The organism is Rhizobium sp. RCC_161_2 (assembly GCF_041355235.1).
In the GTDB taxonomy this organism is placed as follows: domain Bacteria; phylum Pseudomonadota; class Alphaproteobacteria; order Rhizobiales; family Rhizobiaceae; genus Rhizobium.
The window spans coordinates 1-24,795 of sequence record NZ_JBFUPL010000025.1; the positions used below are offsets into that span (position 1 = coordinate 1).

Below are 24,795 nucleotides of genomic sequence, written 5' to 3' on the forward strand. Positions count from 1 at the left end.
CACGAACGTACCCTCGCCGAGCTCACGAGACTTAAGCGCCTCGATGCGCAGATGCGTCAGAAACTGGCGGCTGATCGCGTTATCGGTTCGAAATCCAGGCCAAATGCTATCATCTATGGCTGACGCTGCCAGCCTATTGGTGCTTGCAGAGTTTCGTTGCGGCCGCAGCCGATCACGGAAGCGGCCGCTTGCGTCGCGCCAGCAAAAGCTGCGCGAACCTCGGGCCGAAAAAGGCATCGTCACGCCAGCGCTCCGGCTTGTAGACATCGAGATCGGTCGGCATGACGTTGAAATCGCCGACCAGAGCCACGGGCACATCAAGCTCGAACAGTTCCACCGCATAGGAATGCAACCGCTCGAACCGGCGGAGTTTGTAGTCGAACTTCGGCCCTGGCGCTGGATTGCCGTTCGGAAGATAAAGGCAGCCGACGATCATGCCATCGATGGCAGCCTCGATATATCGGCTGTGAATGTCGTCGGGGTCGCCCGGAAGCCCTCGGCGGGCCTCGCGCGGCTCCTGGTTCCGGGCAAGGATCGCCACGCCATTCCATGATTTCTGCCCGTGCCAGATGGCGCCGTAGCCGGCACGCTCGATCTCGCGGCGCGGAAACTTTTCATCCGGCGCCTTCAACTCCTGCAGGCAGACGACATCAGGTCTCGCCTCGGCGAGCCACCGGAGCAGGACCTCAAGCCGGCCGTTGATACCGTTGACGTCATAGGTGGCGAGCTTCACCGGCGTTTCCGTCAGTGCTTGCGATCACCCTTGTCGCCCTGGCCGGGCTTCGCATCATGCTTGGCGTCGTGGCGGGCGTCAGCGGAAAGCGATCGCGAGACGTCGACGCTCTCCTTGAACTTGCCTTCCTTGTCACGGCGGACATAGCGCTTGTCGGTTCCGGTATCGATCAGTTCGCGTTTGCTCATAGCAGGACTCCTTTTTGGTTGCTGCCGAAGAAAACGCGCGTCACCGCCAAAAAATGCATGCGAATCAGGAGGCTAACGACGACTCGCAAAACGGGTGGTCCTGATTGTCCTAGGTCCTTGAAAAATGATTCGTTTCGACTCGGAACAATTACATGCTGATTCGCTTGAATCGCATTGGTTGTGTCAGGAGTTCGGCGTCATGGTTGCCCCGAGAGCGAATTGGAAAGGCTTCATCAAATTCGGAGAGGTCGCCTGTCCGGTGGCGCTCTACACCGCGGCATCAGCCTCGGAACGGATCGCTTTCAACACCCTGAACCGGAAAACCGGCAACCGGGTAAAGCGCGAATTCGTTGACAGCGAGACCGGCGATCCGGTCGAGCGGGACGATCAGGTCAAGGGCTACGAGATCGAGAATGGTCAGTACATCGTCCTTGAGCCTGACGAAGTGGCGGCCGCCGTGCCCGACAGCGACAAGACGCTGAAGATCGACGCCTTCATTCCCTGTAACGAAGTCGACGGGGTTTATTTCGACAAGCCCTATTACCTGGCGCCGGACAAGATGGGGACGGATGCCTTCGTGCTGCTGCGTGACGGCATGAAGAAGGCAAGGTCGCAGCCATTGCCCGCACAGTTCTCTTCCGTCGCTTGCGCACCGTGCTGATCCGGCCACACGGCAAAGGGCTGATCGCCACGACGCTCAACTTCGATTACGAGGTGCGATCGTCCGAGGAGGCGTTCGAAGAACTGCCCGATCTGAAGATCGAAGGCGAAATGCTGGAGCTGGCCGAGCACATCATCGGCACGAAGAAGGGAAGCTTCGATGCCAGCACCTTCGACGACCGCTACGAGGCGGCCGTCGCGGAGCTGGTGAAAGCCAAAATCGAGGGCAGGGCGCTTCCGAAGAAGAAGGCGCCGGCGGCGTCGAAACCCAGCGATCTTCTGCAGGCACTCAGAGAGAGCGCCGGCATAGGTGGGAAGAAGGCCGAGCCGAAGCGAGCGGCTGCCAACGCCAACAAGGGCACGCGCCGCCAGCAGGCCGCCAAGCCTGTCGAGGCCAAATCAAAGTCGGCGGCATCCCCGACCCGCCGTGCCGGTTGATTGGAGGATATCATGGCTATTCGTCCCTATTCGAAAGGCTATCTCAAACTCTCGCTCGTTACTTGCCCGGTGCAGATGATGCCGGCGACCTCCGAGAGCGAGAAGGTTCGCTTTCACACGCTGAACCGCGAAACCCAGAACCGCGTCGTCAGCCACTATGTCGATTCCGTCACCGGCACGGAGGTTAACGACAAAGACGAGGTCAAAGGCTACCAGCGTGGCGAGAACGAATACATCATGCTGGAGGACGAAGAGCTGGAAAACGTCTCGCTCGAAAGCACCAAGATAATCGACATCTCGACCTTCATGCCGCGCGACAGTATGGAATGGATTTGGCTCGACACGCCGTATTACCTATATTACCTATCGCCCACCGATCCAGTCGGGCAGAAAGCGTTCTCGGTGATCCGTGATGCGATGGAAGCCCAGGACATGGTCGGTATCTCGCGGCTGGTGATCTCGCGCCGGGAACGCGCCGTCATGCTGGAGCCACGGGGCAAGGGTATCGTGCTTGGACACTACGATACGGGGATGAAGTCCGTGACGAGAATACCTATTTCGCAGGCATCGACGACGACGAGACGGCGGATTCCGACATGATGCCTTTGGTGCAGCAGCTGATCAAGAAGCAGACGAAGCATTGGGATGCGAAGATGGTGATCGACCCGGTGCAGGACCGGCTTCTCGATATCATCGCCGCCAAGAAGAAGGCGATGAAGAAGCCGGCGAAAGCCAAGCCGCCAGCGCCGGGGAAAGCCGGGCCAAGCAACGTTATCAATATCATGGATGCCCTGAAGAAGTCGGTCGCGGCAGAAAGCCGGTCAAGCAAGTGAGAAGACCCGCCAAACCACTGCTACAAGATGACAGCTTCACCGCAAAATCGCAGCCGCGCCGAAAGCGCAACCCGGCTCAACCGAATCTTCCGTTCGATCCAATGCCAGACCGGGTCGAGCCGAGCTTGGCGCTCCTGAAGGCTACCCCCCCCGACCGGCCCTGACTGGGCCTATGAAATCAAATGGGACGGATACCGTCTGGCGATCCACATCGAGCCGAGGGACGTGCGGATCATTACACGCGGAGGCCATGACTGGACGCATCGCTTCCCGACGATTGCTGAGGCCGCCAGAAACCTGGGCGTTTCGACAGCCATCCTCGACGGCGAGGCCGTGGTACTGAACAGCGAGGGACGCTCGGACTTTGGAGCCTTGCAGCGTTCGCTCGGCGGGCGCGGCGGCAAGCGTGTTCCGACGGAATCCGTCTTATTCGCCTTCGATCTTCTTTACTTCGATGGCCACGATCTAACCCGGACCGAGCTAACGGTCCGCCGCCATCTGCTTGAGGATCTGCTCGAAGACGCGGTTGGGGTCATACAGTTGTCCGAGGAGGTGCAGGGTGAAGGCAGCGAACTCCTCGAAAACGCCCGCTCGCTTGGGTTGGAAGGTATCATCGCCAAACACAGGGACAGTCCGTATCGACCGGCCGGACCAGCGACTGGCTGAAGATCAAATGCATTCAGAGCGAGAGTTTCGCGATCGTCGGCTACGAGCAGTCGGCGGTGGCGCGCGGCGGCATTGGCACCCTGCTGCTGGCCGCTCGCCGCGACCACGACTGGGTCTATGTCGGCGCCGTCGGCACGGGCTTCAAGGAAAAAGATGCTGCGTATCTGAAGAAGACGCTCGACACGCTGAAGACCAACACACCGGCCGTGCCGCTGAAGGGTAAGAACTATGTCTTCGCGCAGCCGACGCTGATCGCCGAGATCGAATTCCGCGGCTGGACCGACGACGACAATCTGCGGCACGCATCTTACAAAGGGCTGCGCGATCTCCAAGACAATGCCGCTGTTTATGAACTCGACTGAGCAATGGGTTTCAGCCCTTGGGGGAGGCCTCAAATTTTTTCGGACGGTGCTCTTGAATCGGAAATTCTCAGAAACCAAATCCATTGCCGCCAGCTGCTGAAGACAGGGCTGGACTTGCTGGGAGCGCCGCCTTTCGGCGCTTCCGTACCCATGTTGCTTCAAGGAGGATATGGCTATGGCAACATCTTACGACTACGCACCTCTGTTCCGCTCGACCGTCGGGTTCGACCGGGTCTTCAATCTTCTCGAAAATGCTCAGCGTGCCCGTTCGATCAGCGACTGGCCGCCCTATGACATCGCCAAGACCGGTGACGACAGCTACCGGATCTCCCTCGCGGTGGCCGGCTTTGCCCAGGAAGATCTCGACATCACCTTCCAGTCCAACCTTCTGACCGTCACCGGCAAGAAGCAGGAGGCATCCGCCGATGGCTACCTGCATCGCGGCATTGCCGGCCGTCCGTTCGAACATCGCTTCGAGCTTGCCGACCACGTCCGCGTGAATGGCGCCGATCTGAAGAACGGTCTCCTGTCAATCGATCTCGTTCGTGAGATCCCCGAGGCCCTGAAGCCGCGGAAGATCGACATCCAGACCAACCCCGCCCTCATGCAGTCGACCGCCCCGGTGCAGATCGGGGCGCAGAAAGCCGCCTAACCGAAACTTTGGTGAAGGGCGCCGCGCGCAGCGGCGCCCTATTAGACATTCCGGGTTGAGAGGAGAGAGACAATGAAACCCGATATGTTCGAACAACCTGTTACCATCCTTGTCGGCCTTGGTTTCCCGGCTGAGGTCCGAACCGTCATGGATGCCTACCGGCATCTTGCCGAATGGCCAGCATCGTTGCGCGACACGGCACACTCGATCGCGCTGAAAGCGTGTAGCGCGGCACTGCGCGGCGAGATCGAAGCCGAGACCGCGCGCGGCCTGTTTGCCGCCTTCGCTGAGAAGCACGATCTGCTGGCGCCGGGAACCAATGTGATCGCCGCCTCCAGTCGCCGGCGTGACAAAGATCCGCACGTTCGCTAAGGAGGCCGACATGCACGAGGTTTTGCAGCAGGCCGCAAGCAGTGCCGCTACTCTGTGTCCGACGATCCTGCTTCAGGGCATGCAGATTGAGCGGCCGCTTGACGTGGTGGAAGCGACCGCACTCTCCGCAGACGACAAACGGACCATCTTAGCCTCATGGGCCTCGGACTTCTACGCGATCGACTCGAAGCCGGCGTTCCGCCACATCCTGGAACACCGCAGCCGTTTTCCATCGATGAGATTCAGGCTGCCCTCAGAGAGCTTGATCGGCGCTATGGCTCCTGATCAAAGGCGATCTCACGCGGCCTGTTTCATCGACTTCGCCAGCCGCTTGATGGCCTGCTCCAGCGGACGCTGTCCATCGCAATAATCCTGCCAGGCCGTCGTCTTCGCCAGGAGTGCGGGCACGGTTCGGATTGTGAAACGTTTCGGATCGAGATCCGTCTTTACCTGGCTCCAGGTGAGCGGCATCGAGACCGTGGCGCCCGGTCGCGCGCGTGGCGACAACGGCGCGACTGCTGTCGCCATCCGGTCATTGCGCAGGTAGTCGAGGAAGATCCGGCCATTGCGCTGGTTCTTCGCCATCTTGATCAGATAAAGCTCAGGGTTCTCGCGCGATATTTGCAGGCAGACATCGTGCGCGAATCCTTTTGCCTCCGGCCAGGCCAGCTTCTTACCCTTCGCTACCGCCAGCGGCGTGACCACGTGCAGGCCTTTGCCGCCAGTGGTCTTGCAGAAACTGACGAGGCCGAGTTCTTCCAGCCGGTCGCGCATTTCCCGAGCGGCTTCGACGACGGTCGAGAACGGGACATCCGGGCCGGGATCAAGGTCGAAGACAAGACGGCCTGGCACCTCAGGCTGGCCCGGTTCGCAATTCCACGGATGCAGTTCGACGCCACCGATCTGGGCAATAGCGGCAAGGCCCTCCACCCGATCGATCTGCAGATAGGGTTTCTTGTCGCCGAACACCTTCACCAGTTCGAGCAGGTTCGAGGTTCCCGGCATCGCATGCCGCTGGAAGAATTGCTCGCCGCCGATGCCATCCGGCGTTCGGATGATCGAGCATGGCCGTCCCTTGATATGGTCGATCAGCCATGGACCAACGGCTTCGTGATAACGGGCCAAATCTTCCTTCGTCACCGGCTCTCCGTCATTGGCATCGGGCCAGAGCGGCTTGTCCGGGCTGGAGATCATCACGCCCATCACCTCGGCCTTGGCATTCTTGCCGCGTGCCGGTCTCGATAGCTTCTCCCGGGCAGGGGTCGGCGTGTCGGTCTTTGCTGGCGATGCCGGCTTTTCGGCCTCGACTTCGGCTGCAGGCTTGTCTTCGCGCAATCCCTTGAACGCCGCCTGACGGACCAGCCCGTCCGCTGTCCAGCCGGAGAACTGGATCTCGGCCACCAATTCGGGCTTGACCCAGGCGATGTTGGGGTCCTTCTTAGGCGCGCCTATACCTGTAAACGGCGATTTGTCGACCTCGATCTCCCGAAGCCTTGGCAAGATCGTCTCGACCGTCTTTGCCCCGTAGCCGGTCCCGACCCGGCCGACGTAGACGAAGTGATCACCCCTGAACACGCCGACCAAAAGAGAACGGAACTTGCCGTTGGTCGTGGCGTAGGCGCCGATGACGACTTCGTGGCCAGCCCGGCACTTGGACTTCGCCCAGGTCTCGGTGCGGCCCGATTGATAGGGCGCGTCGGCCTGTTTCGAGACGATGCCTTCCAGCGACAGCTTGCACGCCGATCTGAGAACGGCGTCGCCACCGGTTTCGAAATGTTCGACGAAACGCAGGCGTGGGTCCTCGCCGGCATCATCAAGCAGTGTCTGCAGGCGTTCCTTGCGCTCCGTCAACGGCAGTTGCCGCAGATACTCACTGCCCTCGAACAGTAAATCGAAGGCGAAGTAGACCAGTTCGTCGGTCTTGCCTTCCGACAGTGCGGCCTGAAGTGCTGCGAAATCAGGCGCCCCGTTTTCATCGAGCGCGCAGATCTCCCCGTCGATGATGGCATCAGGCAAGCTTGCGGCCGATGTCGCAATCGCCGGATACTTGGCCGTCCAGTCCAGGCCCTTGCGGGTCTTCAGCGTCACCTCGCCGTTTTCGATGCGCGCCTGGATCCGGTAGCCGTCAAACTTGATCTCGTGGATCCAGCCATCGGCCGAGGGTGGGCGTTCGAGCGTTTCGCAAAGCTGCGGCGGTATGAACTCCGGCATCGCGGACTTTGCCGGTTTTTTCGGTGCAGGCTTTCGCTTTGTCTTCGTGTCCGCGACACGTTCCTCCGCCGCAAGCCCATGATTGCTGTCCCAAACGGCGTCCGCCTGAACGTCGCCACTCTGCACCATGAACGGTTTTGGCTTCCTGCCCTTGCCGGCGGCGATCGTCTCCATGGTTCGGCCGGATGCAACGGAGGTTGCATTATCCTCCAGGATGGCAGCGCCATTCTCTTCGACTGAGTAATCGTCGTGGTGCTTGATCAGCAGCCAATTTGTGCGCTTGCCGCCGTCACGGTCGTTGCGCATCCGCACCAGCACGAAACTGCCATGCAGCCGCTTACCTTCCAGCGTAAACTTGAAATCACCCTTGGCGAGCGCCCGTTCGGGCGTCTTGTTGCCTTCCGGCTCCCAGTAGCCACGGTCCCAGAGCATGACCGTGCCCCCGCCATACTGGCCCTTCGGGATCGTACCTTCGAAATCGCCATAGTCGAGCGGATGATCCTCGACCTCGACCGCGAGGCGCTTGTCGTGCGGATCGAGCGAGGGACCTTTGGTCACCGCCCAGGACTTGAAGACGCCATCGAGTTCGAGCCGCAAGTCATAGTGCAGCCGCGTGGCATCGTGTTTCTGAATGACGAAGCGCCTGCGCTTCGACGCCTTCAGTTTCGCTGCGCCACTCGGCTCCTGCGTTTTCTGAAAATCGCGTTTTTGCTTGTAGGTCGAGAGCTTGTCGCTGGCCATGGCAATCCCCGGTACAAATCCGCCTCCCGTTTCGGATGAAGACGGGATGAGGCACGGGCCGGACAGGTTGGACGCTCGACTGCCGTTTCGTTGGCCGCGATGAGAAACCGGAAAAACCATCGCGTTCGTCATCCCTGTCACGTCCGGTTGGCACAGCACGCGACCTCAACAAGCAAAAAGCAACAGATTGTCGTTTTGTTCCGATTAGTTAGAGAAGCGGAGCCAATCCGGCGATTTCAATTTTGGGCATCGATATAGGATAGAATATCTGCAGTGTTGTCGGCGTCGACGACAGAGGTCACTGATCCGGGAACCTCAAGAGTCTTCCGCCGTTTGGTCTTCGCGACGCTTTCGTCGCGGCCCTGACCAATCGACGGGCAAACCGATGACCCTGACAGGGAACAAGATTGCGATCCTGATCGCGCCGCGCGGCACCGAGGAGCCGGAGTTCAAGAAGCCTAAGGAAGCCGTCGACGCGGCAGGAGCCCTGGTGACCGATGTCGGCAGCCCAACCTCCTTCGGACACTTCCCGCTCGAGAGAATAGCAACACAAGTTATTCCGTCACGCTGTTCATCCTCCGGCGGTGGTGTTCCTGCCGACTTGGCACTGCCGCCGCCTAAAGTGTGGCCGCACGGCATAGGCTACGCGATTGACTTCGCAGTTCCTTTGATAAGGGCTGCGGGACCTGCTCGTTCCCGGGCCTTGCCTTAAGTCAAGATCAATAAGACACGTTTGGCCTGCTCAGGCGCAATAGAGCAACGCGGGTCCAAGGCTGCGGGCACAGCATGTGACAATAACGGTACGCTTCTAGCGTCTGGACATTAATTCCGAGTGATAGGGGAGGTCTACATGTCAAACTGGATTGGAATTTGGCGAAATCAATATGGCTCAACCGTCGTCATTGACGACGATGCGGAAGGCGTTGTCCGCGGCGTGTTTCGGACGGCGTTGGAAGACAGCAGCTTCTTTGGTCAGGAACTTCCAATCCATGGCGCTGCTCATGGAGACGTAATCGGTTTCACGGCAGCGGGAAAAGGGAAAACCGGACCTGCGGCCGTGAGCTATACTGGCATTCTGCGAGATGGAAAGCTCGAGATGCTTTGGCACACTGTTGCCGGACAGGCCCTAACTGCACCGGCAGAAGGGGAGCCTGCCAAAATAGTGAAGATCGGCGCATGGCGAGCCTTCTGCACCAGTCTCGACACGTTCGAGCGAGCGGAATGATTTCGCCGGTTAATTCGACCCGGTATCGATTTCCGGCGAGAATATTGTCAGGCCACGTAGAGTGTCGCAAGCACCTTGCGCGGCCGTTATGGACCGTCGCAGAGAGTTTGAATCATACAGAGATTATGTCAAGATTATAATGTTGAGTGCCGATCAAATCCGAATGGCGCGAGCCGCCCTCAGGTGGGGCGTTCGTGATCTGGCAAGCCGCGCTAACATTACAGCGGCTACCGTGACGCGGATCGAAGCCGGTCGTCCAGGGTATGCCGCGACGTTGGAGGCGATACGTGTAGCGTTCGAGGCTGCTGGTATCGAGTTTATTCCTGAAAATGGTGGCGGCGTCGGCGTCCGTTTTTCCAAGCCAAGAGATTGAACTGGTGCGGGTGATGTTATGTGTCTCAGCCATGCATCTTGATGCCAGCTGGTATGTGTTCCGTTGGCCTCGTAATGCTTGCCGTGAATCATATGCAAAACCCCGATTATTTGTTGGTTTTTGCGTGTGATCGGCGGATGCTTTATCTGGATGATTACATCGAAAAAGACTTATGACCGGGTGTTCGAGTTCACCCGCGACGAGGCCTTGGCTGCGCTGCCGCTCTCACTAGTCTCGCTCGAATCCGTCGGCATAGAGCGCCTCGATCCGTTCGACCTCGACCTCGTCCAATGCAGCGAACTCCTTCGTGCATGCTCTTTGCGATAGCCGGCCGCCGTTCTGGTTAAGGAACATGTTGGTGTCTCGGTCATTTACGCCGATGAAACCGCCTTCATCTCGAAGGCCGAGACGCACGAAGCGGGCGTCTCCGATGACGATGCGCTGAAGGCGATCGAGTTCGTCAAGATTGAGCGGACGCATGCCGGCTTGCGCGATGGCCTGACCCCAGCGCGCTGCCCTTTGGCCTGATGGCCGCTCCCCTTCGATGGCGAAGGAGGACTTGGAATCGTTGAGCAGAATAAACACAGCGGCTCGCGCTACCAGATCGGGACGGACGCGACCCATCGCCTCGCGTGCCCGCTCACCGAGCGCCTTCTCCGAGAATGCGACAAGATCTGGCGTTCGGCGAACCAGGGGGCAGAATGCTGGCGTGCCCGGCAGATTGTTCGAGACCTTGTGCCGCGGTGATGGATCGCATTCATCTAATGCATATTGTTGATCTGGATCGAGGATCGGCACCATCCGTACCTTCCCAGGATCGGGGAGATTGAGCTGCCGATCGGTTAGCCACTCGAACAAGAACCAGAGTCGGCGCGCGAAAGCGCCGGTCGGCGTCGCTCGGATGATACCCTCGATTCGTCAGGCTCCATAGTCTGGAACAGAGCCGACAACACCTGGAGATCGACGCCCTCATATCTGAAGGCAAAAACCAGATGAGAGCCTAGCGCGGCAACTGGACGATGCCGGGGCGTCAGCATCAGCCACGCCTCGGTCGAGGTCGGGTGATGTCGCTCGGCGATGGCGGCCATCCGTATAGGCGGCGGCAGGATCAGGTCGTAGCGTGCCATGATCGCGGCATAGCCAGCCGGTTCGCCGCGCTCAGGCAGCGGCCGTCCGTGAAAATCCGTCACACTCTGCGTAGGCCATTCACCCATAAACGTTCCCGCGAAACTGGATCACTTGGTTTAAACCGGCTGTGAAGGTCCTTCACATGTCGCGTAAAACTATCACCGATCCCAGGTTCTGTGAACAACAATCACCAAGTCTGGGAGCAGTCGGAGGTCGACAACGATAAAGCAGGAAATAAGCCCTCTATGTTGAGTTTCAGCTAGATTTGCGCCATTTTTTCATTTTGCGTTGTCCCAACTGATTGCATTTATGATGTTGATCGAAAATATTTTTTGCAGTGTGGGCGGATCCGCCCGAGATGAAAAAGTGGGTCAAATTCGTGCAATAATCAACATCACATGTCCTTGCGGAACCGCACATCTGCAAGGTGATGGAGTCCGATCAGTGCGAGGAGGCAGACCTTGGACCTTTTCACTTCGATGCGCTATTTTATCCGCGTCTACGACACGAATTCGTTTAGTGCCGCGGCAAAGTCTCTCAAGGTCGGGCAATCGACCGTATCCAAAACCATTGCGCATCTCGAGCGTGAACTTGGCGAGGCGCTTTTTCTCCGGTCGACACGGCAGCTTACGCCTACCGAACCGGGCAAGGTATTCTACGAACACGCGGTCAAGATCGTCGAGGATGCCGAAGCTGCGCTCTCTGCCGTCGGGAGTAAGTCGCAGAGTTTCTCGGGTCAGATCAAGATCAGCGGCACACTAACTTTCATGTGTCAGTACATTATTCCCAGGCTGCCCTTATTTCTTGAAGCCCATCCGGGCATCGACATCTCCGTCCATCTCGATGATAGAAATGTCGGGCTGATCGAACAGGGTATTGATGTCTCGCTGCGAATGGGACAGCTCGATGATTCTGGGCTCGTCGCAAAACGGATCGGACGTTGCAGGCGCATTGTGGTCGGCGCGGTATCGTATCTTGAGGCGCATCGCGAGCCCCAAACACCAGAAGAGTTGATTGAACACACGACCATCGTCTTGGCGCAAGGCGAGGGCGGTGACTGTTTTGTCTTTAAGGGTCGGCAGCGGACAAAGACTATTTTGGTCAGGCCCAGGCTGCGGATCAATGCAACAGAAGGCGTGCGCTCTGCAGTGCTGGCTGGGGCAGGTCTTTCGGTTTCTACCGAGTGGATGTTCGAGTCCGAACTAGAGACTGGTGTAGTCCGTGAAGTTCTCACCGATTGGACGCTGCCGGATCTTGATCTTTGGGTCGTTATGCCGGCCGGTCGTAGGACGAGCGCAAAGGTTCGGGCATTCGTAGAATTCATCGAAGCTCAGGTGAATTCCACTCGATTTGGAGTAGGACGTCAATCCTAAAGGGAATATATTTTATTCCATTTCTCCAGCTAACCGAGCAAGGTGGAATAAATTACCTAATGAACAGCGCCGTCATCGGGACGGCGGTCAAATTAGGACAAGATAATGTCAGTCAAAATCTATGGCGACCTGGGCTCCGGGAGCTTGCGCCGTGTTACCACCGCAGCAAAAATCATGGGCGTTGACTACGAACGCGTGAACGTTGACCTCTTCAAGGGTGAAAGCCATACGCAGGAGTTTCTAAAGCTCAATCCCCACGGGCTTACACCGGTCCTGCAGGATGGTGAGACCATCATTTGGGAATCATCCGCTATCAATCTCTACCTCGCAGAGAAAACCAACTCGTCTCTCGTAGGCAAAACTGTAAAGGATCGATACGAGGTCTTGCAGTGGATGTTCTGGTCAGGCGAGCAATGGCGAGCCTTCGCGACGCTGCTGTTCAACGAGCGGGTCGCCGGTCGCGCTATGGGCCAACCCGAGGACCCCGCAATCGTCAATCTTGTTATCAAGAATATCCGTGCAGCTGCCCAGGTCCTCGACGCGCATCTCGCAGATCGTAAGTTTATCATCGGCGATGAACTTACACTGGCTGATATCGACATCGCTGCTCCGTTCTCTCAGGTTCACCGATCCAAGCCGCCCTTTGCCGAGTTCCCGAACCTCGTGGCCTGGCACCAGCGTCTCCTGGATACGGTTCCAGCCTGGGCAGAAACTAACCGCGAACTCGACACCCGTATGGATACGTTCTTCAACGGGATCGGCATCACTTTTTGATGGAAATTCGGAGCGAGGATCCTTCGGTTTCGCCTCGCTCCGAGCGGTCTCACCAGACCGAATAAGTGTATACCCCGTCTGCGGGCTACGCTATGGGGCGAGGGTTGACATCAAGTGTCCTTCGGCTCTGCGAGACGGCTTCTCGCGGCGTCCCCTCCCTTATCTCCTTTTGTGATTTCGATATGAATGATCAATCTGCTGCCGCACGGAAAATTGCCAACCCGCACGTCAGTCTGCTCCGTCAGTGGCTTGCCGTTCTGTCGATAGCTGCGGTCTACTTCGTCCTAGTCACAAGGAATATCTGCCGGTCGGGCTGATCCCGGCAATTGCGTCCGACCTAGGAATTTCACATGGCACAGCGGGACTGACAATGACGCTACCGGCGATACTGGCTGTATTTAGCGCCTTCGTCGTCACCGTTTTGGCGGGTCGTCGAGACCGACACCGCAAAGGGGCGGTTGAGGCCAAAGGGAACCAAGTTATTCGAACAATCGTTGCTGCCTTCAGGCTTTAAAGGGGTTTCGTATGTCACTGTCCGAGCGGTACGGTCTGATACGGGCGCCGGGTTTTACTGTCGCGGCAGCTGCGATGTTTCTCGCCGTCACAGCCCAGGCCATGGCCGCCAGTTACATGACGCTGCTCGCCGTTGAGCGTGCTGGTATGTCGCCATTCGAACTCGGCATGTTCCTGACTTTGTCAGGCATCTCCGGCATCAGTGCCACATCGCTGCTGGCTCGCATATTTGACAACAGGCCACGGCTTTGGCCCCTCGCACTGTCCCTGGCCGTAGGCACATGGGGCTATGGTCTCTGCACGATCATTGTAGACCGGTGGATGCTGATGATTGTCGCGTTCCTGCTTCTCGGTCCCGCCACGGCGAGCTTCGCGCTGATCTATGCAATCGCAAAGGGCGGCCTCGATCAATGTGGGTCAGCGCTTGCCGCCCAAGGCATGGCAGCGTTGCGTATGATCGCTTCGCTCAGCTGGGTGATCGGCCCGGCATTGGGTGCTCTTCTGATTCACGTCTGGAGCTATGCTGGCGTCTACGGCGCTGCGTCGTGCTGCAGCCTGGCGGGATTGGTCGCACTCTTTGTCTTCCGGCCCCCGATGATCTTGGTGGTCACGACGAAGGAGAAAGTACCACCAGTTGCTTTTCGCTGGACGATGAAGGCGGCGGCCTTGGCGCTGACACTTTTCAACATCGCCATGTTCATGGGATCAACGGCCCTTTCAATCGTTGTCGTCAATGATCTCGGTGCCAGCGAGCGCGATGTCGGGCTGATGTTCAGCCTCTGCGCCGCAGTGGAAGTCATTGTGATGGCGCTCTTCATCGTTCTCCCATCAAAGCGGGCGAACCGATCGCTACTCGTAGCGGGTTTCGCAATCTTTTCACTGTATTTTTTAAGCGTGGCTTTGATACCATTGCTCCAGGTGCTCTATGGTGCACAGATCCTGCGCGCAATCGGCATTGGAATCATCAGCATTGTTGGAATGCTGCTGCTTCAGGAGCTTAGCCCCGGCCGCGCTGGCGCGGCATCAGCACTTTTTGCCAACGCAACCAATGCAGGCTGGCTGGTCGCTGGCATTGCCACCGGAACCTGGGCGGAAATCTTTGGCTATCGATCGGTATTCGGGCTGTGTGCGGCTCTGAGCTTTTTCGGTGGCGCTCTGCTGATCTCAGGTTCGTTTCTTCATCCCGAACCGAAATCGCCTCGACCATAACGGCCACATTGCAGCGAGCGCCTAGTCCCGCATCCGGGAACGTACCGCCTCGCGGCACCTGAGTGGTCTGTCAGGAGTAGCCGGTGAACCGCAAAATATGTTCGACCAATGCTTTCGGGTTTTCCTCCGGGATCCAGTGGCCGCAGCGCGGAACGGAGGCGGTCTCCCCATGTTCGACGAACTCGCCGACGACCATCTCGGCGGCGATGGATGGGAAGAAACTGGCCTCGCCGCCAAGCACATTATGTCGATATCGTTGCCCACCACGGTCAAGGGGTGTATGAATGCCGAGAACGTCGCTCAGAAGTTCGATGTCTCCTGCCATAGTGCGTTTATCGTAGCCGCTTGCTGGTTTTGAGAACGAACCGGCGCGGCGTTAATCGCGTGCAATGACCCGAAGCACCGCCGCCGCAAGCGGCTCGATCACGTGACGCCAAGACCACTATGTGTGCGGGTAGCCATGAATAGGGACGATGGTCCGTGGATCGTCACCCACGGTCACGTAGTGAACGCGAACACCCGTCGAAAGCTCGGCGTTTCCGTGGAAAGGGTAGAGAGGTTCGTGGTCTCAGTCACAGGCATGGGGGCGCCCTTTCGTCACCAATTGATGTGCAGCGCCGGGCCATGGCGACCTTCAAGCATACCGGCGGCGTTTCCAAGTTCGGCCAGAAGCTCATCTCCGGCACGGTGGCGAACGGCTATGAGCAGGAGTTCGCCGAAAAGACCTTCAAGCAGCTCGAAGGGTTTGCCAGCTATGGCTTCCCCGAAGGCCATGCCGCCTCTTTCGCCCTGATTGCCTATGCCTCCTCCTGGCTGAAATGCTGGCATCCCGACGTTTTTTGCGCCGCATTGCTGAATGCTCAGCCGATGGGCTTTTATGCGCCGGCCCAGATCGTCCGCGATGCGCGTGATCACGCCGTCGAGGTTCGCCCCGTCTGCCTCAACGCCAGCCGCTGGGATTGCACACTCGAGCCGACGGGTGACGAAGAGCGGTTTGCCGTCCGCCTCGGCCTCAGGATGGTCAAGGGGCTCGCCAATGCAGACGCAGCAGCAATCGTTGCGGCGCGCGCTGACCAACCATTCTCATCAGTCGATGATCTCTGGCGTCGCGCCGGCGTGACGGCCGCTTCGCTGGTCGAGCTCGCCGAAGCCGATGCCTTCCAGCCGTCGCTCAGACTTGCCCGGCGTGAGGTGCTTTGGGCGATCAAGGCGCTGCGTGATGAACCGCTACCACTGTTTGCGGCCGCATCCGCTCGCGAAAACGAGACCGTGGCGGAATTGAACGAACCCGCGGTGGTGCTGAGACCGATGACATCGGGCGGCGAGGTGCTCGAGGATTACGGCCATGTCGGCTTGACCCTGCGCAGCCATCCCCTCTCGTTCCTTCGCGCCGATCTCACCAAGCGCCGTATCGTCACCTGTCGAGAGGCGATGCAGGCCCGCGATGGCAGATGGATCGAGGAAGCCGGCCTCGTTCTCGTTCGCCAGCGGCCGGGCTCCGCCAAGGGCGTGATGTTCATCACCATCGAGGACGAAACCGGCATCGCCAATCTCGTCGTCTGGCTAAAAACCTTCGAAAAATACCGACGTGTCGTGCTCGGCGCCGGCATGATCGGTGTCTATGGCCGCATTCAGCGGGAAGGGGAGGTCGTGCATCTGGTTGCGCACCGACTAATGGATCTGTCGGGGGAATTGGCGAGCGTCGGGGATCGCGATGCGGCGCTTCCGTTGCCGCATGGGCGAGGGGATGAGTTTCATCATGGGTCGCCGGTGCCGGATCCGCGTGGGTTTCCGAAGGGGCCGCGGGTGCGGGACGTCGTGGATCCTTATCTGCATTTGGATGCGATCAAGGTGAAGACGCGGGATTTTAGGTAGCTGGGAAGGGATTGGTTGCAGATCCCAATTTCTTTCAAGAGCAGTCATAGCCGGTGCGCAGGGTAAAGATCCTGTCGAACCGTCGTCGGAAGGCCGAAATTGCCTGCGGGGAGGGATTCTCCTGAACTTCGGGCAAGCGCCTTGGCCAGGCGTTGATGAAACAACGTGATATCGCGCTCGGGACTATTGTGACCCGCCTCACCAACCATAGCTGAAGGTAGCGCCACTGCCGTTGTCCCCATCCTGCACCACGTCGGTCTCAGTATTTCGTCCATACTGGAAAATGCCATAGGCATTGTTGTTGCCGTTCTGCCGCAATGTTGCGGAATGACCATTGCCCCGTTGCTGGATGAAGCCGAGATTGCCTCGGCCAGCCTGGGTAATGCCAGCCGCGTTACCCCGGCCCAGCTGCCGGATGTCGGCGTCTTTCAGACCGCGGTAGAGCGAATAAACGCGCAGTCCGGTTGAGAAAAGACCCGCATCCTCAGCATTGTCCGGCGCGAGGTTGAACGAGATCCGGCCGCCGGCATAGGCTGGCACAGACAAGGCGACTTGCCCCAGGCTTCCGGCAAGAAGAGTGATGGTAAGGATCTTAAACACGTTGCGGGTCATCCTGATCTCCATTTGCCGGCTGCCTTAGCCGATGATCAACTTTCGCATCTTTCAGCTGAACCCAGTCGGAATTGTCCGTTCAGTTGTCGTTCAGTCGTTTCGGCCTGATCGAAAGAAAAAGGGCGCCAGAAACCGGCGCCCTTTTTGAGGGATTTGCAGCGTGTAGAAGCCGATCAGTTGCCGCCGATCTGCTTCGTGCAGCTGAAACTCTTGTCCCCGATCACGACATCCAGTGTGGCTTTGTATTCGGTTCCTTTGGAGGCGAGCGAAACGGAACCAAGGATTGCCGCATGTCCTGCTGTGGCATCAAAATCGCCACTCTGGTTGATCGTGGAACTTCCACCGTCTCCCGATTTATCGACATGGAAGGTGTAAGTTCCGCCGACATGCTTGTCGGCGTGGACGAGCGCATCCAGTCTCACCATCCCTGCTCCAGGCGTTACTTTGATTTCGCAAAGCTGCGCCTCGTCAGATTGGTTGGCAGTCGTCATGGCCGCAACGGCGCCGACGGGAAGTAGAACCAGCGCGAGAACTGCCATCAGTCGGCGTGGATGTTCGATGCTATTTGGCATGGGTCGTCTCCGCTATTGTCTGCTGTTGCGATCCTGACCTCTATTACGTCATCGCGCAGCCGCTTACGGGCAGGCCTGGACGAAGGCCGCGACATTTCCGTTGCCGCCCTGGCTGACATTGGCGTTGCAGCCATGGCCGATCTGGACGCCAGCCGCGATGTTGCCATTGCCGTCTTGGGTAAGGATCGTCGTGTGGTTGGAGCCAAACTGGCCGATGCCGGCGACGTTGCGGTCGCCGTTCTGATAGGTGGCGCCGTAGTTGTCATTGCCTTCCTGACCCACGGCCGAAAGGTTGTGGCGACCATATTGATGGCCGACAATGCGGTTGTAGCTACCGTTCTGGTAAGTTCTGATCCGGTTTCCGTACCCTTCCTGCGCGCCACCGGCAGAATTCGACCAGCCATATTGTTCGATACGCACATCGTTGGCCATAGCGGGGGCTGCGGCGGCGAAACCAACGAGAGCGACGAGTGCGGTTGCGATGAAAGACGTGCGGATCATGACTGTGTCTCCTCAGGCGGATAAGACCGCGGTTGAACGTCCTTCTTTTAGACGCTCCCTTTAGAACGGAAGCTGAAGGCACCATTCAGTCGGGGTTCATTCGCAGAGACCGGCGCCCGCCTCCTCGCAATTAAATCGGTAAACCAGCCTATTCAAACTCGATGCTCGACTGGTCGCTTTCGATAGATTTGTGATGAATGTGTTCAATGACGGTTTGCGCCCTCGTTTCTGTCGTTCGCGCGGCCTTGGTGAATACTGAAAGCAGCCCTTCAGCTTTGGTCGGTTTTAGGGCGGAAATAGAGCTCTTTCCTTGTCGCTAGAGGCACAGAGGCACGTTCTTGCAAGCTGCCGATCAATTCATCGCCCTAGAACGCCTATCCTGGTTGTTAAGAAAGCGATAAGCGGCAGCCGAACTCACGGGGTTAGGCTCAGTTACCGCAGTGGCTCTCCATGATTGCGATCAAGGTCACATAAGTTTCGCGGACAGGAACTCTATGAAGCGCTGGGTCTTGGCCGGAATAAGCCGCGTTTCGGTAACGGCATAGATACTCACCGACGAGCCCTGCCAATCCGGCAGAACACGCTGGAGCCGCCCGGCAGCTAGGTCAGTGGCGACAATCTTCTCGGGAACCAGGGCAATCCCCTGATGGTTCACCGCAAGCGCGCTCATCATCCCGACGCTGTTAAGCGTGAAGCGACCGTTTACATCGACTTCAACGGTTTCAGTCCCCCGTTGCAGAGTCCAAGTCAGGCTTCGCGGCACGCAAATGCACGCATGCTTTGCCAACTCCCCAGGTGTCATGGGTTCGCCTGATGTCTCGACATATGCGGGAGATGCATAAAGGTAGCGAGAGTGCTTCCCGATCAGGCGGGCGATCAAACCGGAATCCTCCAGTGCTCCCATACGTATCGCCACATCGAACGGCTCGGTTACCAGATCGACCCGCCGCGGGGTCAGGTCAAACTCGAACGTGATGCCGGGATAATGCCGGGCGAAATCAACGATAATGGGTGCGAGGTACAGCGTTGCAAAATCGACGGGAAGCGAAACTCTCAATAGTCCGCCCGGGTGCTCCAGCATCTCGCCGAGCTGCTCATGCACGAGCCGTGCCTCATCAACGATGCGCTTGCTCCGTGCATAGTAAAGCTGGCCCGCCTCGGTAAGTTCGAGCTTGCGCGTTGTGCGATGCAGAAGCCTCAGACCGATAGCCTTCTCCAATTCGCTGATCCGGCGTGACAGCGTGGAGTTCGGAACGCCTGCGGCCACCGCGGCTCTGCGGAAACTTTTAGCTTTAGCAACCTCTACGAACAGAGCCATGTCATTCAGGTGGTTCATCTGATTGCGCCATTGATGGAATACTGATTTCAGTCTTAGGATATTTATCCCGAATTCGGAATTGTGGATAGTGGTTCGAACAGATGGAGAAAACGAATGAACCCGATATTCACAACTGCCCAGGTTAGCCGCTACGCGCTTGCAAACCGCCTCGTCATGGCTCCCATCACCCGCAGCCGTGCCGCCTTCGACGGCACGCCCGGCGAACTGGCTACCGACTATTATGCCCAGCGCGCCAGCCTTGGCCTGATCGTTACCGAAGGCACGCAGCCTTCCGATGATGGGCAGGGCTATCTGATGACGCCAGGCATTTACACGCCCGCTCACATCGCCGGCTGGCGCAAGATCATATCCGCGGTCCATGACAAGGGAGGCAAAATCTTCGTCCAGCTCATGCTGCCGGTCGCATGAACCACCCAGACAACACGCCGCACCATCGTCAGGGCGTAGCGCCGTCTGCGATCGCGCTAGGCACGGGCATGTTCACAATGACAGGTATGAAGGACATCCCCACGCCCCGAGCGTTGACGACCGAAGAGGTGCGCCAGACCATCGACGATTTCCGCAATGCGGCGCGCTCTGCGATCGAGGCTGGTGCTGACGGCATCGAGATCCACGGCGCGAACGCCTATCTTGTCCAACAGTTCTTCGCCCCGAGCGCCAACACCCGCACGGACGAATATGGCGGCTCCATCGAGAACCGCGCCCGCTTCGCCATCGAGGTGGCTTCAGCGATCGCTCAGGAAATCGGTGCGGACCGCACCGCAATCCGCCTGTCCCCCGGTGCGACACTATGGGGTATCGACGAAGGCGCAGAAGGACCGGCTCTCTACCGCTACCTCGTCGGAGAACTAAACAAGCTCGGGCTTGCCTACCTGCACATCATGCATCTGGGCAACGAGGTGCTGGCCAATCCTGACTTCATTGAGCGATTGAAAACCAACGCCGCGATGAACCAGGCAGACCCCAAGACCTACTATGGTGGCGGCGCAGAGGGCTACACGGATTATCCGGCCTTCGAAACGTCCATCAATAGCAATTCATAATCGGGAGTTTGATATGACCCAATCACAGACGCCCTCAAGCTTTGCAGCCGGAAACGCATCAGACGGCCTGAACGCCGAGGCAAAATTAAAAGTCCTGGTCGTTGGCGCGACGGGGTTCCTCGGGGCAAAGATCCTGCGCAATCTCGCCATCGACGAAAACGCGGCCGTCCTCGCCATGTCGCGTAAGGGCGCTCCCTCAGGCGAAGTCACTGGCGTCGAATGGGTACGCGGCGACATGATGGACCCGGCGTCGCTGGATCGTGCCTTGCAGGGCGTCGACGTCGTCGTCAGCTCGGCAAACAGCTACATGAAGGGCAGTCTCGAAACCGACTTTCAAGGCAACAAGAACCTCATCGAGGCAGCGGCCCGGGCAAAGGTGAGCAGATTTGTCTTCCTCAGCATCGTAGGCTGCGAAGCCGCCTCGAAAGTTCCTCACTTCCACGCCAAGAAGATGGCCGAGGACCTGATCAAGAAGTCGGGCATCCCCTACGTCTTCGTTCGGGCACCCTCGTTCCTTGATCAGAGCACGGACTATATCGCGAAAGCCGTCAAAGGTGGCAAATTCCAGGGCATGGGCGACAAGATCACAAGGTGGTCCTACGTACTGACGGATGACCTTGCTTCTTATCTGGCCAAGGCGGCAACGTACTATGGTACCGAGATTGTCAATCAGACGATCGATGTTGGCTGGAATGATGGACCCAAGAGCCAGCAGGAGTTGGCCGACACGATCTCCGATATCCTCAACAAACGTCTGAAGATCCAGATCATCCCCTGGTGGATGCTTCAAGTGGCGGCCAGGCCGGTGAAGCTGTTCTCTGAGCTCGGATGCGATCTGATCCAAATGTTCCTGTTCTTCAGGACGGGGCTCTACGTCTCAAACATTTCCAAGCACGAGCGCTTCTTCGGGCCCGCTCCGACATCCCACGACGTGATCACGCGGTGGGCACGAGATCAGCAGTTCATTCCGCAAGATCTGGGGATGGCATTTCAACAACGGCGAGACGATGCACCAGCATCCGAGACAATGGCACGTGGTAGCGGCGTCGCCCCACGTCGCCGTCTCATCAAAAGGAGATCGGCATGACACATTCTGCAACGCCCGAAAGGGACAACGTTACTGAACCACTGGCCACAGGTCGGGCTCTGCGGCTGCACGCCTATGGCGGCGCTGATAGCCTGAAAGTCGATACGGTACATGATCCCGAGCCGGGCCCCGATCAGGTCCTGGTCCAGGTCAAAGCCGCTGGTATCAACGGAATGGATTGGAAAGTCCGTCAAGGCCATCTGCGCGAAAGGTTCAATCTGGTGTTGCCCGCCACCCTTGGTATCGAAATGTCGGGCATCGTGCTCAAGGTCGGATCGAACATCAAAGACGTGAGCATGGGAGAACGGGTCATGGCTGCGCTGGGCGGCCTCGGCGCCTATGCCGACCATTTGGTTATAAACGCCGAAAAACTCGTAAAGACACCTCCAAACCTGTCAGACATTGACGCTGCAGCGCTGCCGGTGGCGGCCATGACGGCATGGCAGGTCCTCAAGGTCCCTGAATTCGACCTTCAAGGAAAACGGGTGCTAATTCACGGCGCGGCCGGTGGGGTAGGCAGCTTCGCTGTTCAATTCGCAAAGGCGGCAGGTGCGGTCGTCTATGCCACAGCCTCGACAAAGAGCGTGCCCCACGTTCAGGCCCTCGGCGCTGATGAGGTGATCGATTACCAAAACCAGAAGTTCGAGCTTGTTGCGAACAACATCGATCTCGTTGTCGATCTCGTCGGCGGTCCCGTCGTGGACAAGTCATGGGCTATCCTGTCGCCCAATGGTGTCCTGGTCAGTATCGCTGCAACCGACGTGGTTGAGCGGTCACCGGAAGGCCGTCGGGGCGTTTGGTTCTCAGTCAAGCCTGACACGGCTCGGTTGGCCAGCATCGCCCAACAAGTCGCAGATGGCATCCTGCGATCGGTGATCGCCGAAGTCGTTGCCTTCGAAGACCTGGCCGGGGCCATCGAGCGCAATCGCACCGGTCACACGCCCGGAAAAACCGTTGCAGACTTCACCCGCTGATTATTCGGCACATCGTATTTTCTATTCCAAGGCAGACATCTTGGCCGCTGTGCAATTGAATGCACAACCCCTTCTAGGCCGCATCGCCATCCAACCTCCTCGGTACAAAATGGTGATTCGACCGCCATTATGGATTTGGCCGGGGGTAGAACCGGAAGCGTCTGGCCACCAGCAGCTTGGATTACGTCGAAGACTTCTTGAGCCGAGTTAATGACCGGGATTTTCTTTTTGCCGATCAAGAACGCTGAATTGTAGCCGCTTATGTTGACCTCATTTTCGGTGATCTGAAGCGGCCCTTTAGCTCGTTCTCCGTCAAAGTAGATTGGCCATTGGTTTTTAGAAGACAGCAGGCTCAGTGTCTTGTCAGCAGGCCTCTCCGCATCCGCAAGGTCCTTTACTTCTGCCGGTGTCTCCAAAGAATAAGTCGTGGCGTCCAGCGTTAGGAGCATTGCGTTTGCTGGAGAACCGTCCTCGACCTCGATTGGTTTGAGAACGTTTCGGACATAGAGAATTTCGGTAGCAATTATCGGCTTGTCGCCTGTAGGTGGAGGGCAATGCACTTTCAACGGATTCCCCTTTAAGTTTTCGTGGACGCACAAGATTGCAACCTCATACGTCCACAAGGCAGGTTCCCGGTAAAGCGACATCAGGGGCCATCGCTCGGCAGAAAAGCCAGGCTAACTAAGTGCGATCTCATTCGACCCAAGGATCGATGAGATCAATCCCCAAGTCCTGGAAATCTTTGATATTCCGCGTCGCGAGGGTCAGCTGGTGGGCAATAGCGGTAGCGGCGATCAGGCCATCCATCGAGGAAAGGCCGCGGCCTTTTCGCTTTGCATGATCCATCAGGTCACCCCAGGCTAATGCAATTGATGCGTCCACAAGGAGAACACGACGCTCGAACCGCTGTGGCAGGTCATCTGTAAGCCATGCGGCAAGCGCATCGCGTTTTCGCCCTTGATCCATCAAGGTAACACCGCGGCGTATCTCAGCGATCGATACAACGCTAATGAAGGAGCGGTCCTCGTCCAGTGTATCCAACCATTGCAGGACGCGAGCGTCGGGAAGAGGCCTTGTCACCTCCGACAAGACATTGGTATCCAACAGCAGTTTCACAGCGGCAGATCACGCGGTTCGTCGTGCTGACGCTCGAGGTCGAGATCGGAGCCCCGTAACGGCGATTCCATCAGAAATTCTGCGAGAGTGCCCTTGCGTGTGGTTTTCCTCTGCCATTCTTCGGCAGATACGACGACGACGCTTGGCTTCCCGTTTCGCGTGATTGTCTGCGGGGCAGACTGGGCGCGCTCGATGACTTCAGAAAGCTTGGCTTTCGCGCCAGCGACAGTCCAGCTTTCATCTCCTTGCCAAGATTGTTGCATTGTCTATCTCCTGACCAAAGTGACCATGATGACTATATAAGCCTAGAGTTGGTGAGCGACAAGCCCCTTGGCAAGAAGCAGCCCGCGAAAAGCAGAGCACTGCTGAGACCACGGCGAAAGCTGGGTATTGCCTCAACAGCGGCAAATCTCCGCCGAAACACGGTGGAGCAAGCGTGGCAAGCGATTGATGGACGTTCAGGCCGAGCACTGATCATAAAGTACGTTCGACAGGCGGCTTACCCGCAACGCCTTTCGCACCTTCCGCGAGAGCTCATCGACCGTCGCCATAACTCGGTTCACCTGGGAAAGCGTGGACATGAGCTCTGGGGCATAGCTGATGACGTGATACTCGTTGCCGGCGGAGAGCGCTGCCAGGTGCGCCACCGTACGCTTGCGTAGAACAAGGCCGGCTTCAGATGCTATGCGCGTCAGCTCGCCGAGGTCGTGCCGAAAACCGGAGATTATGGCGGGTGTTGAGTTGCGCGAGATTTTGATCCGCATTTTCATTTTGCGCTGACCCAGCTTGGAAAGTTCAACTATTTGAAACTTTTGATTATTCGAAGCTTTCGCTGGATCTTAGCCAAACGCAAAAACGGGTTAAATCAATCACGGAAATCAACAAGAAGGGACGGAATTGCCATGCCATCGAATGTCACGAGATCTGCGGGAAAACGGGAGATGTCGGCGATTGCTCCTGAAGATTTTCCGGTGATACTGAGGGCAACAGAAGCCGTTCGCCTGCCTCGGTAAAATTAAGACTGCGCGGGCTGCGGTGAAACAGGCGAAGTGCGGATTTGCCGCCGAAGGTCAACCCGCTAGGGATCGTCCCTGGGGTCCCGCCCGCGTGCGCGGGCGGGACCTTCTTGATGCTAGAAGTCCATACCAGCGCCAGCAGGCAGCGCCGGGGCGGCGTCCTTCTTGGGCTTTTCAGCGATCATCGCTTCTGTCGTGACCAGCAGGCC

The 24,795-nt window shown here is 58.1% G+C and carries 22 protein-coding genes and 7 pseudogenes; 15 read left to right on the forward strand and 14 right to left on the reverse strand.

Annotation, left to right across the window (positions count from 1 at the left end; translation table 11 throughout):
* Window positions 1-200: 200 nt before the first annotated feature.
* Window positions 201-733, reverse strand: a pseudogene (locus AB6803_RS31950) (exodeoxyribonuclease III); the annotation flags it as partial.
* A gap of 11 nt (window positions 734-744) precedes the next feature.
* Window positions 745-921: a hypothetical protein gene (locus tag AB6803_RS31955; protein ID WP_010974312.1), complete on the reverse strand. Its 177-nt coding sequence runs from the start codon at window positions 919-921 to the stop codon at window positions 745-747.
* 199 nt (window positions 922-1,120) lie between these two features.
* Between AB6803_RS31955 and AB6803_RS31960 the strand changes: the two are divergent.
* The 5 genes and pseudogenes from AB6803_RS31960 to AB6803_RS31980 all read left to right on the forward strand — a co-directional run bounded on the left by AB6803_RS31960 (window position 1,121) and on the right by AB6803_RS31980 (window position 4,904).
* Window positions 1,121-2,019 (forward strand): annotated as a pseudogene (locus AB6803_RS31960) (Ku protein).
* 12 nt (window positions 2,020-2,031) lie between these two features.
* Window positions 2,032-2,852: pseudogene (locus tag AB6803_RS31965) on the forward strand (Ku protein).
* A pseudogene (gene ligD / locus AB6803_RS31970) lies at window positions 2,849-3,880 on the forward strand (non-homologous end-joining DNA ligase). Before AB6803_RS31965 ends, ligD (AB6803_RS31970) begins: the two co-directional pseudogenes overlap by 4 nt.
* Window positions 3,881-4,055: 175 nt before the next feature.
* Complete coding sequence (locus AB6803_RS31975) at window positions 4,056-4,532, forward strand: Hsp20 family protein (protein WP_371112620.1); 477 nt, start codon at window positions 4,056-4,058, stop codon at window positions 4,530-4,532.
* 72 nt (window positions 4,533-4,604) lie between these two features.
* A complete protein-coding gene (locus tag AB6803_RS31980; RefSeq protein WP_371112621.1) occupies window positions 4,605-4,904 on the forward strand; it encodes a DUF982 domain-containing protein in 300 nt (99 codons plus the stop codon).
* A gap of 297 nt (window positions 4,905-5,201) precedes the next feature.
* On the opposite strand, the gene ligD (AB6803_RS31985) is transcribed toward AB6803_RS31980, so the two are convergent.
* Window positions 5,202-7,856: a DNA ligase D gene (gene ligD, locus AB6803_RS31985; RefSeq protein ID WP_371112622.1), complete on the reverse strand. Its 2,655-nt coding sequence runs from the start codon at window positions 7,854-7,856 to the stop codon at window positions 5,202-5,204.
* A gap of 385 nt (window positions 7,857-8,241) precedes the next feature.
* Here ligD (AB6803_RS31985) and AB6803_RS31990 point away from each other — a divergent pair.
* From AB6803_RS31990 to AB6803_RS32000, 3 genes and pseudogenes are all read left to right on the forward strand, one after another.
* Window positions 8,242-8,361: pseudogene (locus tag AB6803_RS31990) on the forward strand (protease); the annotation flags it as partial.
* A 345-nt stretch (window positions 8,362-8,706) separates the two neighbouring features.
* Window positions 8,707-9,081 (forward strand): avidin/streptavidin family protein, encoded by a 375-nt coding sequence (locus AB6803_RS31995; protein WP_371112623.1) that lies wholly within the window; start codon window positions 8,707-8,709, stop codon window positions 9,079-9,081.
* A 163-nt stretch (window positions 9,082-9,244) separates the two neighbouring features.
* Window positions 9,245-9,454 (forward strand): transcriptional regulator, encoded by a 210-nt coding sequence (locus AB6803_RS32000; protein ID WP_081043804.1) that lies wholly within the window; start codon window positions 9,245-9,247, stop codon window positions 9,452-9,454.
* A 228-nt stretch (window positions 9,455-9,682) separates the two neighbouring features.
* Here AB6803_RS32000 and AB6803_RS32005 read toward each other — a convergent pair whose 3' ends face one another.
* Together AB6803_RS32005 and AB6803_RS32010 are read right to left on the reverse strand one after the other, a co-directional pair.
* Window positions 9,683-10,255, reverse strand: coding sequence for a hypothetical protein (locus tag AB6803_RS32005; protein ID WP_371112624.1), 573 nt, complete (start codon window positions 10,253-10,255; stop codon window positions 9,683-9,685).
* A 41-nt stretch (window positions 10,256-10,296) separates the two neighbouring features.
* Window positions 10,297-10,668 carry a hypothetical protein gene (locus AB6803_RS32010; RefSeq protein WP_371112625.1) on the reverse strand — a complete coding sequence of 124 codons (372 nt, stop codon included), beginning with the start codon at window positions 10,666-10,668 and terminating at the stop codon, window positions 10,297-10,299.
* 375 nt (window positions 10,669-11,043) lie between these two features.
* Between AB6803_RS32010 and AB6803_RS32015 the strand changes: the two genes are divergently transcribed.
* From AB6803_RS32015 to AB6803_RS32025, 3 genes are all read left to right on the forward strand, one after another.
* On the forward strand, window positions 11,044-11,955 hold the full coding sequence (locus AB6803_RS32015) for a LysR substrate-binding domain-containing protein (RefSeq protein WP_371112626.1): 912 nt from the start codon (window positions 11,044-11,046) through the stop codon (window positions 11,953-11,955).
* Between the two features lie 105 nt (window positions 11,956-12,060).
* Window positions 12,061-12,729, forward strand: a complete 669-nt coding sequence (locus tag AB6803_RS32020) for a glutathione S-transferase family protein (protein WP_371112627.1) — start codon at window positions 12,061-12,063, stop codon at window positions 12,727-12,729.
* A 525-nt stretch (window positions 12,730-13,254) separates the two neighbouring features.
* Window positions 13,255-14,451, forward strand: a complete 1,197-nt coding sequence (locus tag AB6803_RS32025; RefSeq protein ID WP_371112628.1) for an MFS transporter — start codon at window positions 13,255-13,257, stop codon at window positions 14,449-14,451.
* A gap of 70 nt (window positions 14,452-14,521) precedes the next feature.
* Here AB6803_RS32025 and AB6803_RS32030 read toward each other — a convergent pair whose 3' ends face one another.
* A complete protein-coding gene (locus tag AB6803_RS32030; RefSeq protein WP_371112629.1) occupies window positions 14,522-14,776 on the reverse strand; it encodes an alpha/beta fold hydrolase in 255 nt (84 codons plus the stop codon).
* A 281-nt stretch (window positions 14,777-15,057) separates the two neighbouring features.
* Between AB6803_RS32030 and AB6803_RS32035 the strand changes: the two are divergent.
* Window positions 15,058-16,326: pseudogene (locus AB6803_RS32035) on the forward strand (OB-fold nucleic acid binding domain-containing protein); the annotation flags it as partial.
* Window positions 16,327-16,524: 198 nt separating this feature from the next.
* Here AB6803_RS32035 and AB6803_RS32040 read toward each other — a convergent pair.
* The 4 genes from AB6803_RS32040 to AB6803_RS32055 form a co-directional block, all read right to left on the reverse strand.
* On the reverse strand, window positions 16,525-16,938 hold the full coding sequence (locus AB6803_RS32040; protein WP_371112630.1) for a curlin: 414 nt from the start codon (window positions 16,936-16,938) through the stop codon (window positions 16,525-16,527).
* A gap of 173 nt (window positions 16,939-17,111) precedes the next feature.
* Complete coding sequence (gene csgH, locus AB6803_RS32045; protein WP_371112631.1) at window positions 17,112-17,510, reverse strand: curli-like amyloid fiber formation chaperone CsgH; 399 nt, start codon at window positions 17,508-17,510, stop codon at window positions 17,112-17,114.
* A 63-nt stretch (window positions 17,511-17,573) separates the two neighbouring features.
* On the reverse strand, window positions 17,574-18,011 hold the full coding sequence (locus AB6803_RS32050; RefSeq protein ID WP_371112632.1) for a curlin: 438 nt from the start codon (window positions 18,009-18,011) through the stop codon (window positions 17,574-17,576).
* Window positions 18,012-18,477: 466 nt separating this feature from the next.
* Window positions 18,478-19,347: a LysR substrate-binding domain-containing protein gene (locus tag AB6803_RS32055; RefSeq protein WP_371112633.1), complete on the reverse strand. Its 870-nt coding sequence runs from the start codon at window positions 19,345-19,347 to the stop codon at window positions 18,478-18,480.
* A gap of 96 nt (window positions 19,348-19,443) precedes the next feature.
* On the opposite strand from AB6803_RS32055, the pseudogene AB6803_RS32060 reads away from it, so the two are divergent.
* The 3 genes and pseudogenes from AB6803_RS32060 to AB6803_RS32070 all read left to right on the forward strand — a co-directional run bounded on the left by AB6803_RS32060 (window position 19,444) and on the right by AB6803_RS32070 (window position 22,454).
* Window positions 19,444-20,393, forward strand: a pseudogene (locus AB6803_RS32060) (alkene reductase).
* The gene (locus AB6803_RS32065) at window positions 20,326-21,480 is read left to right on the forward strand and encodes an SDR family oxidoreductase (protein WP_371112634.1); all 1,155 of its coding nucleotides are present in this window, start codon (window positions 20,326-20,328) and stop codon (window positions 21,478-21,480) included. Before AB6803_RS32060 ends, AB6803_RS32065 begins: the two are co-directional and overlap by 68 nt.
* A complete protein-coding gene (locus AB6803_RS32070) occupies window positions 21,477-22,454 on the forward strand; it encodes an NADP-dependent oxidoreductase (protein WP_371112635.1) in 978 nt (325 codons plus the stop codon). The genes AB6803_RS32065 and AB6803_RS32070 overlap by 4 nt, the downstream gene beginning before the upstream one ends.
* Here the strand turns inward: AB6803_RS32070 and AB6803_RS32075 are convergent.
* The 4 genes from AB6803_RS32075 to AB6803_RS32090 all read right to left on the reverse strand — a co-directional run bounded on the left by AB6803_RS32075 (window position 22,415) and on the right by AB6803_RS32090 (window position 24,340).
* Window positions 22,415-23,020, reverse strand: coding sequence for a hypothetical protein (locus tag AB6803_RS32075; protein WP_371112636.1), 606 nt, complete (start codon window positions 23,018-23,020; stop codon window positions 22,415-22,417). The genes AB6803_RS32070 and AB6803_RS32075 overlap by 40 nt on opposite strands.
* 127 nt (window positions 23,021-23,147) lie before the next feature.
* The gene (locus AB6803_RS32080; protein ID WP_371112637.1) at window positions 23,148-23,570 is read right to left on the reverse strand and encodes a type II toxin-antitoxin system VapC family toxin; all 423 of its coding nucleotides are present in this window, start codon (window positions 23,568-23,570) and stop codon (window positions 23,148-23,150) included.
* Complete coding sequence (locus AB6803_RS32085) at window positions 23,567-23,833, reverse strand: type II toxin-antitoxin system Phd/YefM family antitoxin (protein ID WP_371112638.1); 267 nt, start codon at window positions 23,831-23,833, stop codon at window positions 23,567-23,569. The genes AB6803_RS32080 and AB6803_RS32085 overlap by 4 nt, the downstream gene beginning before the upstream one ends.
* A 195-nt stretch (window positions 23,834-24,028) precedes the next feature.
* Complete coding sequence (locus tag AB6803_RS32090; protein ID WP_371112639.1) at window positions 24,029-24,340, reverse strand: hypothetical protein; 312 nt, start codon at window positions 24,338-24,340, stop codon at window positions 24,029-24,031.
* Window positions 24,341-24,795 lie beyond the last annotated feature (455 nt).

Excerpts from the sequence above, each read along its gene's own strand:
- AB6803_RS32010 (WP_371112625.1), bottom strand. The coding sequence starts at position 10,668 with ATGGGTGAATGGCCTACGCAGAGTGTGACGGATTTTCACGGACGGCCG.
- AB6803_RS32065 (WP_371112634.1), top strand. The coding sequence starts at position 20,326 with ATGGTGGCGGCGCAGAGGGCTACACGGATTATCCGGCCTTCGAAACGT.
- AB6803_RS31975 (WP_371112620.1), top strand. The coding sequence starts at position 4,056 with ATGGCAACATCTTACGACTACGCACCTCTGTTCCGCTCGACCGTCGGG.
- AB6803_RS32085 (WP_371112638.1), bottom strand. The coding sequence starts at position 23,833 with ATGCAACAATCTTGGCAAGGAGATGAAAGCTGGACTGTCGCTGGCGCG.
- AB6803_RS32055 (WP_371112633.1), bottom strand. The coding sequence starts at position 19,347 with ATGAACCACCTGAATGACATGGCTCTGTTCGTAGAGGTTGCTAAAGCT.
- AB6803_RS32020 (WP_371112627.1), top strand. The coding sequence starts at position 12,061 with ATGTCAGTCAAAATCTATGGCGACCTGGGCTCCGGGAGCTTGCGCCGT.
- AB6803_RS32040 (WP_371112630.1), bottom strand. The coding sequence starts at position 16,938 with ATGACCCGCAACGTGTTTAAGATCCTTACCATCACTCTTCTTGCCGGA.
- AB6803_RS31980 (WP_371112621.1), top strand. The coding sequence starts at position 4,605 with ATGAAACCCGATATGTTCGAACAACCTGTTACCATCCTTGTCGGCCTT.
- AB6803_RS32050 (WP_371112632.1), bottom strand. The coding sequence starts at position 18,011 with ATGATCCGCACGTCTTTCATCGCAACCGCACTCGTCGCTCTCGTTGGT.
- AB6803_RS32090 (WP_371112639.1), bottom strand. The coding sequence starts at position 24,340 with ATGAAAATGCGGATCAAAATCTCGCGCAACTCAACACCCGCCATAATC.
- ligD (WP_371112622.1), bottom strand. The coding sequence starts at position 7,856 with ATGGCCAGCGACAAGCTCTCGACCTACAAGCAAAAACGCGATTTTCAG.
- AB6803_RS31995 (WP_371112623.1), top strand. The coding sequence starts at position 8,707 with ATGTCAAACTGGATTGGAATTTGGCGAAATCAATATGGCTCAACCGTC.
- AB6803_RS32030 (WP_371112629.1), bottom strand. The coding sequence starts at position 14,776 with ATGGCAGGAGACATCGAACTTCTGAGCGACGTTCTCGGCATTCATACA.
- AB6803_RS32000 (WP_081043804.1), top strand. The coding sequence starts at position 9,245 with ATGGCGCGAGCCGCCCTCAGGTGGGGCGTTCGTGATCTGGCAAGCCGC.
- AB6803_RS32070 (WP_371112635.1), top strand. The coding sequence starts at position 21,477 with ATGACACATTCTGCAACGCCCGAAAGGGACAACGTTACTGAACCACTG.
- csgH (WP_371112631.1), bottom strand. The coding sequence starts at position 17,510 with ATGCCAAATAGCATCGAACATCCACGCCGACTGATGGCAGTTCTCGCG.
- AB6803_RS32005 (WP_371112624.1), bottom strand. The coding sequence starts at position 10,255 with ATGGTGCCGATCCTCGATCCAGATCAACAATATGCATTAGATGAATGC.
- AB6803_RS31955 (WP_010974312.1), bottom strand. The coding sequence starts at position 921 with ATGAGCAAACGCGAACTGATCGATACCGGAACCGACAAGCGCTATGTC.
- AB6803_RS32025 (WP_371112628.1), top strand. The coding sequence starts at position 13,255 with ATGTCACTGTCCGAGCGGTACGGTCTGATACGGGCGCCGGGTTTTACT.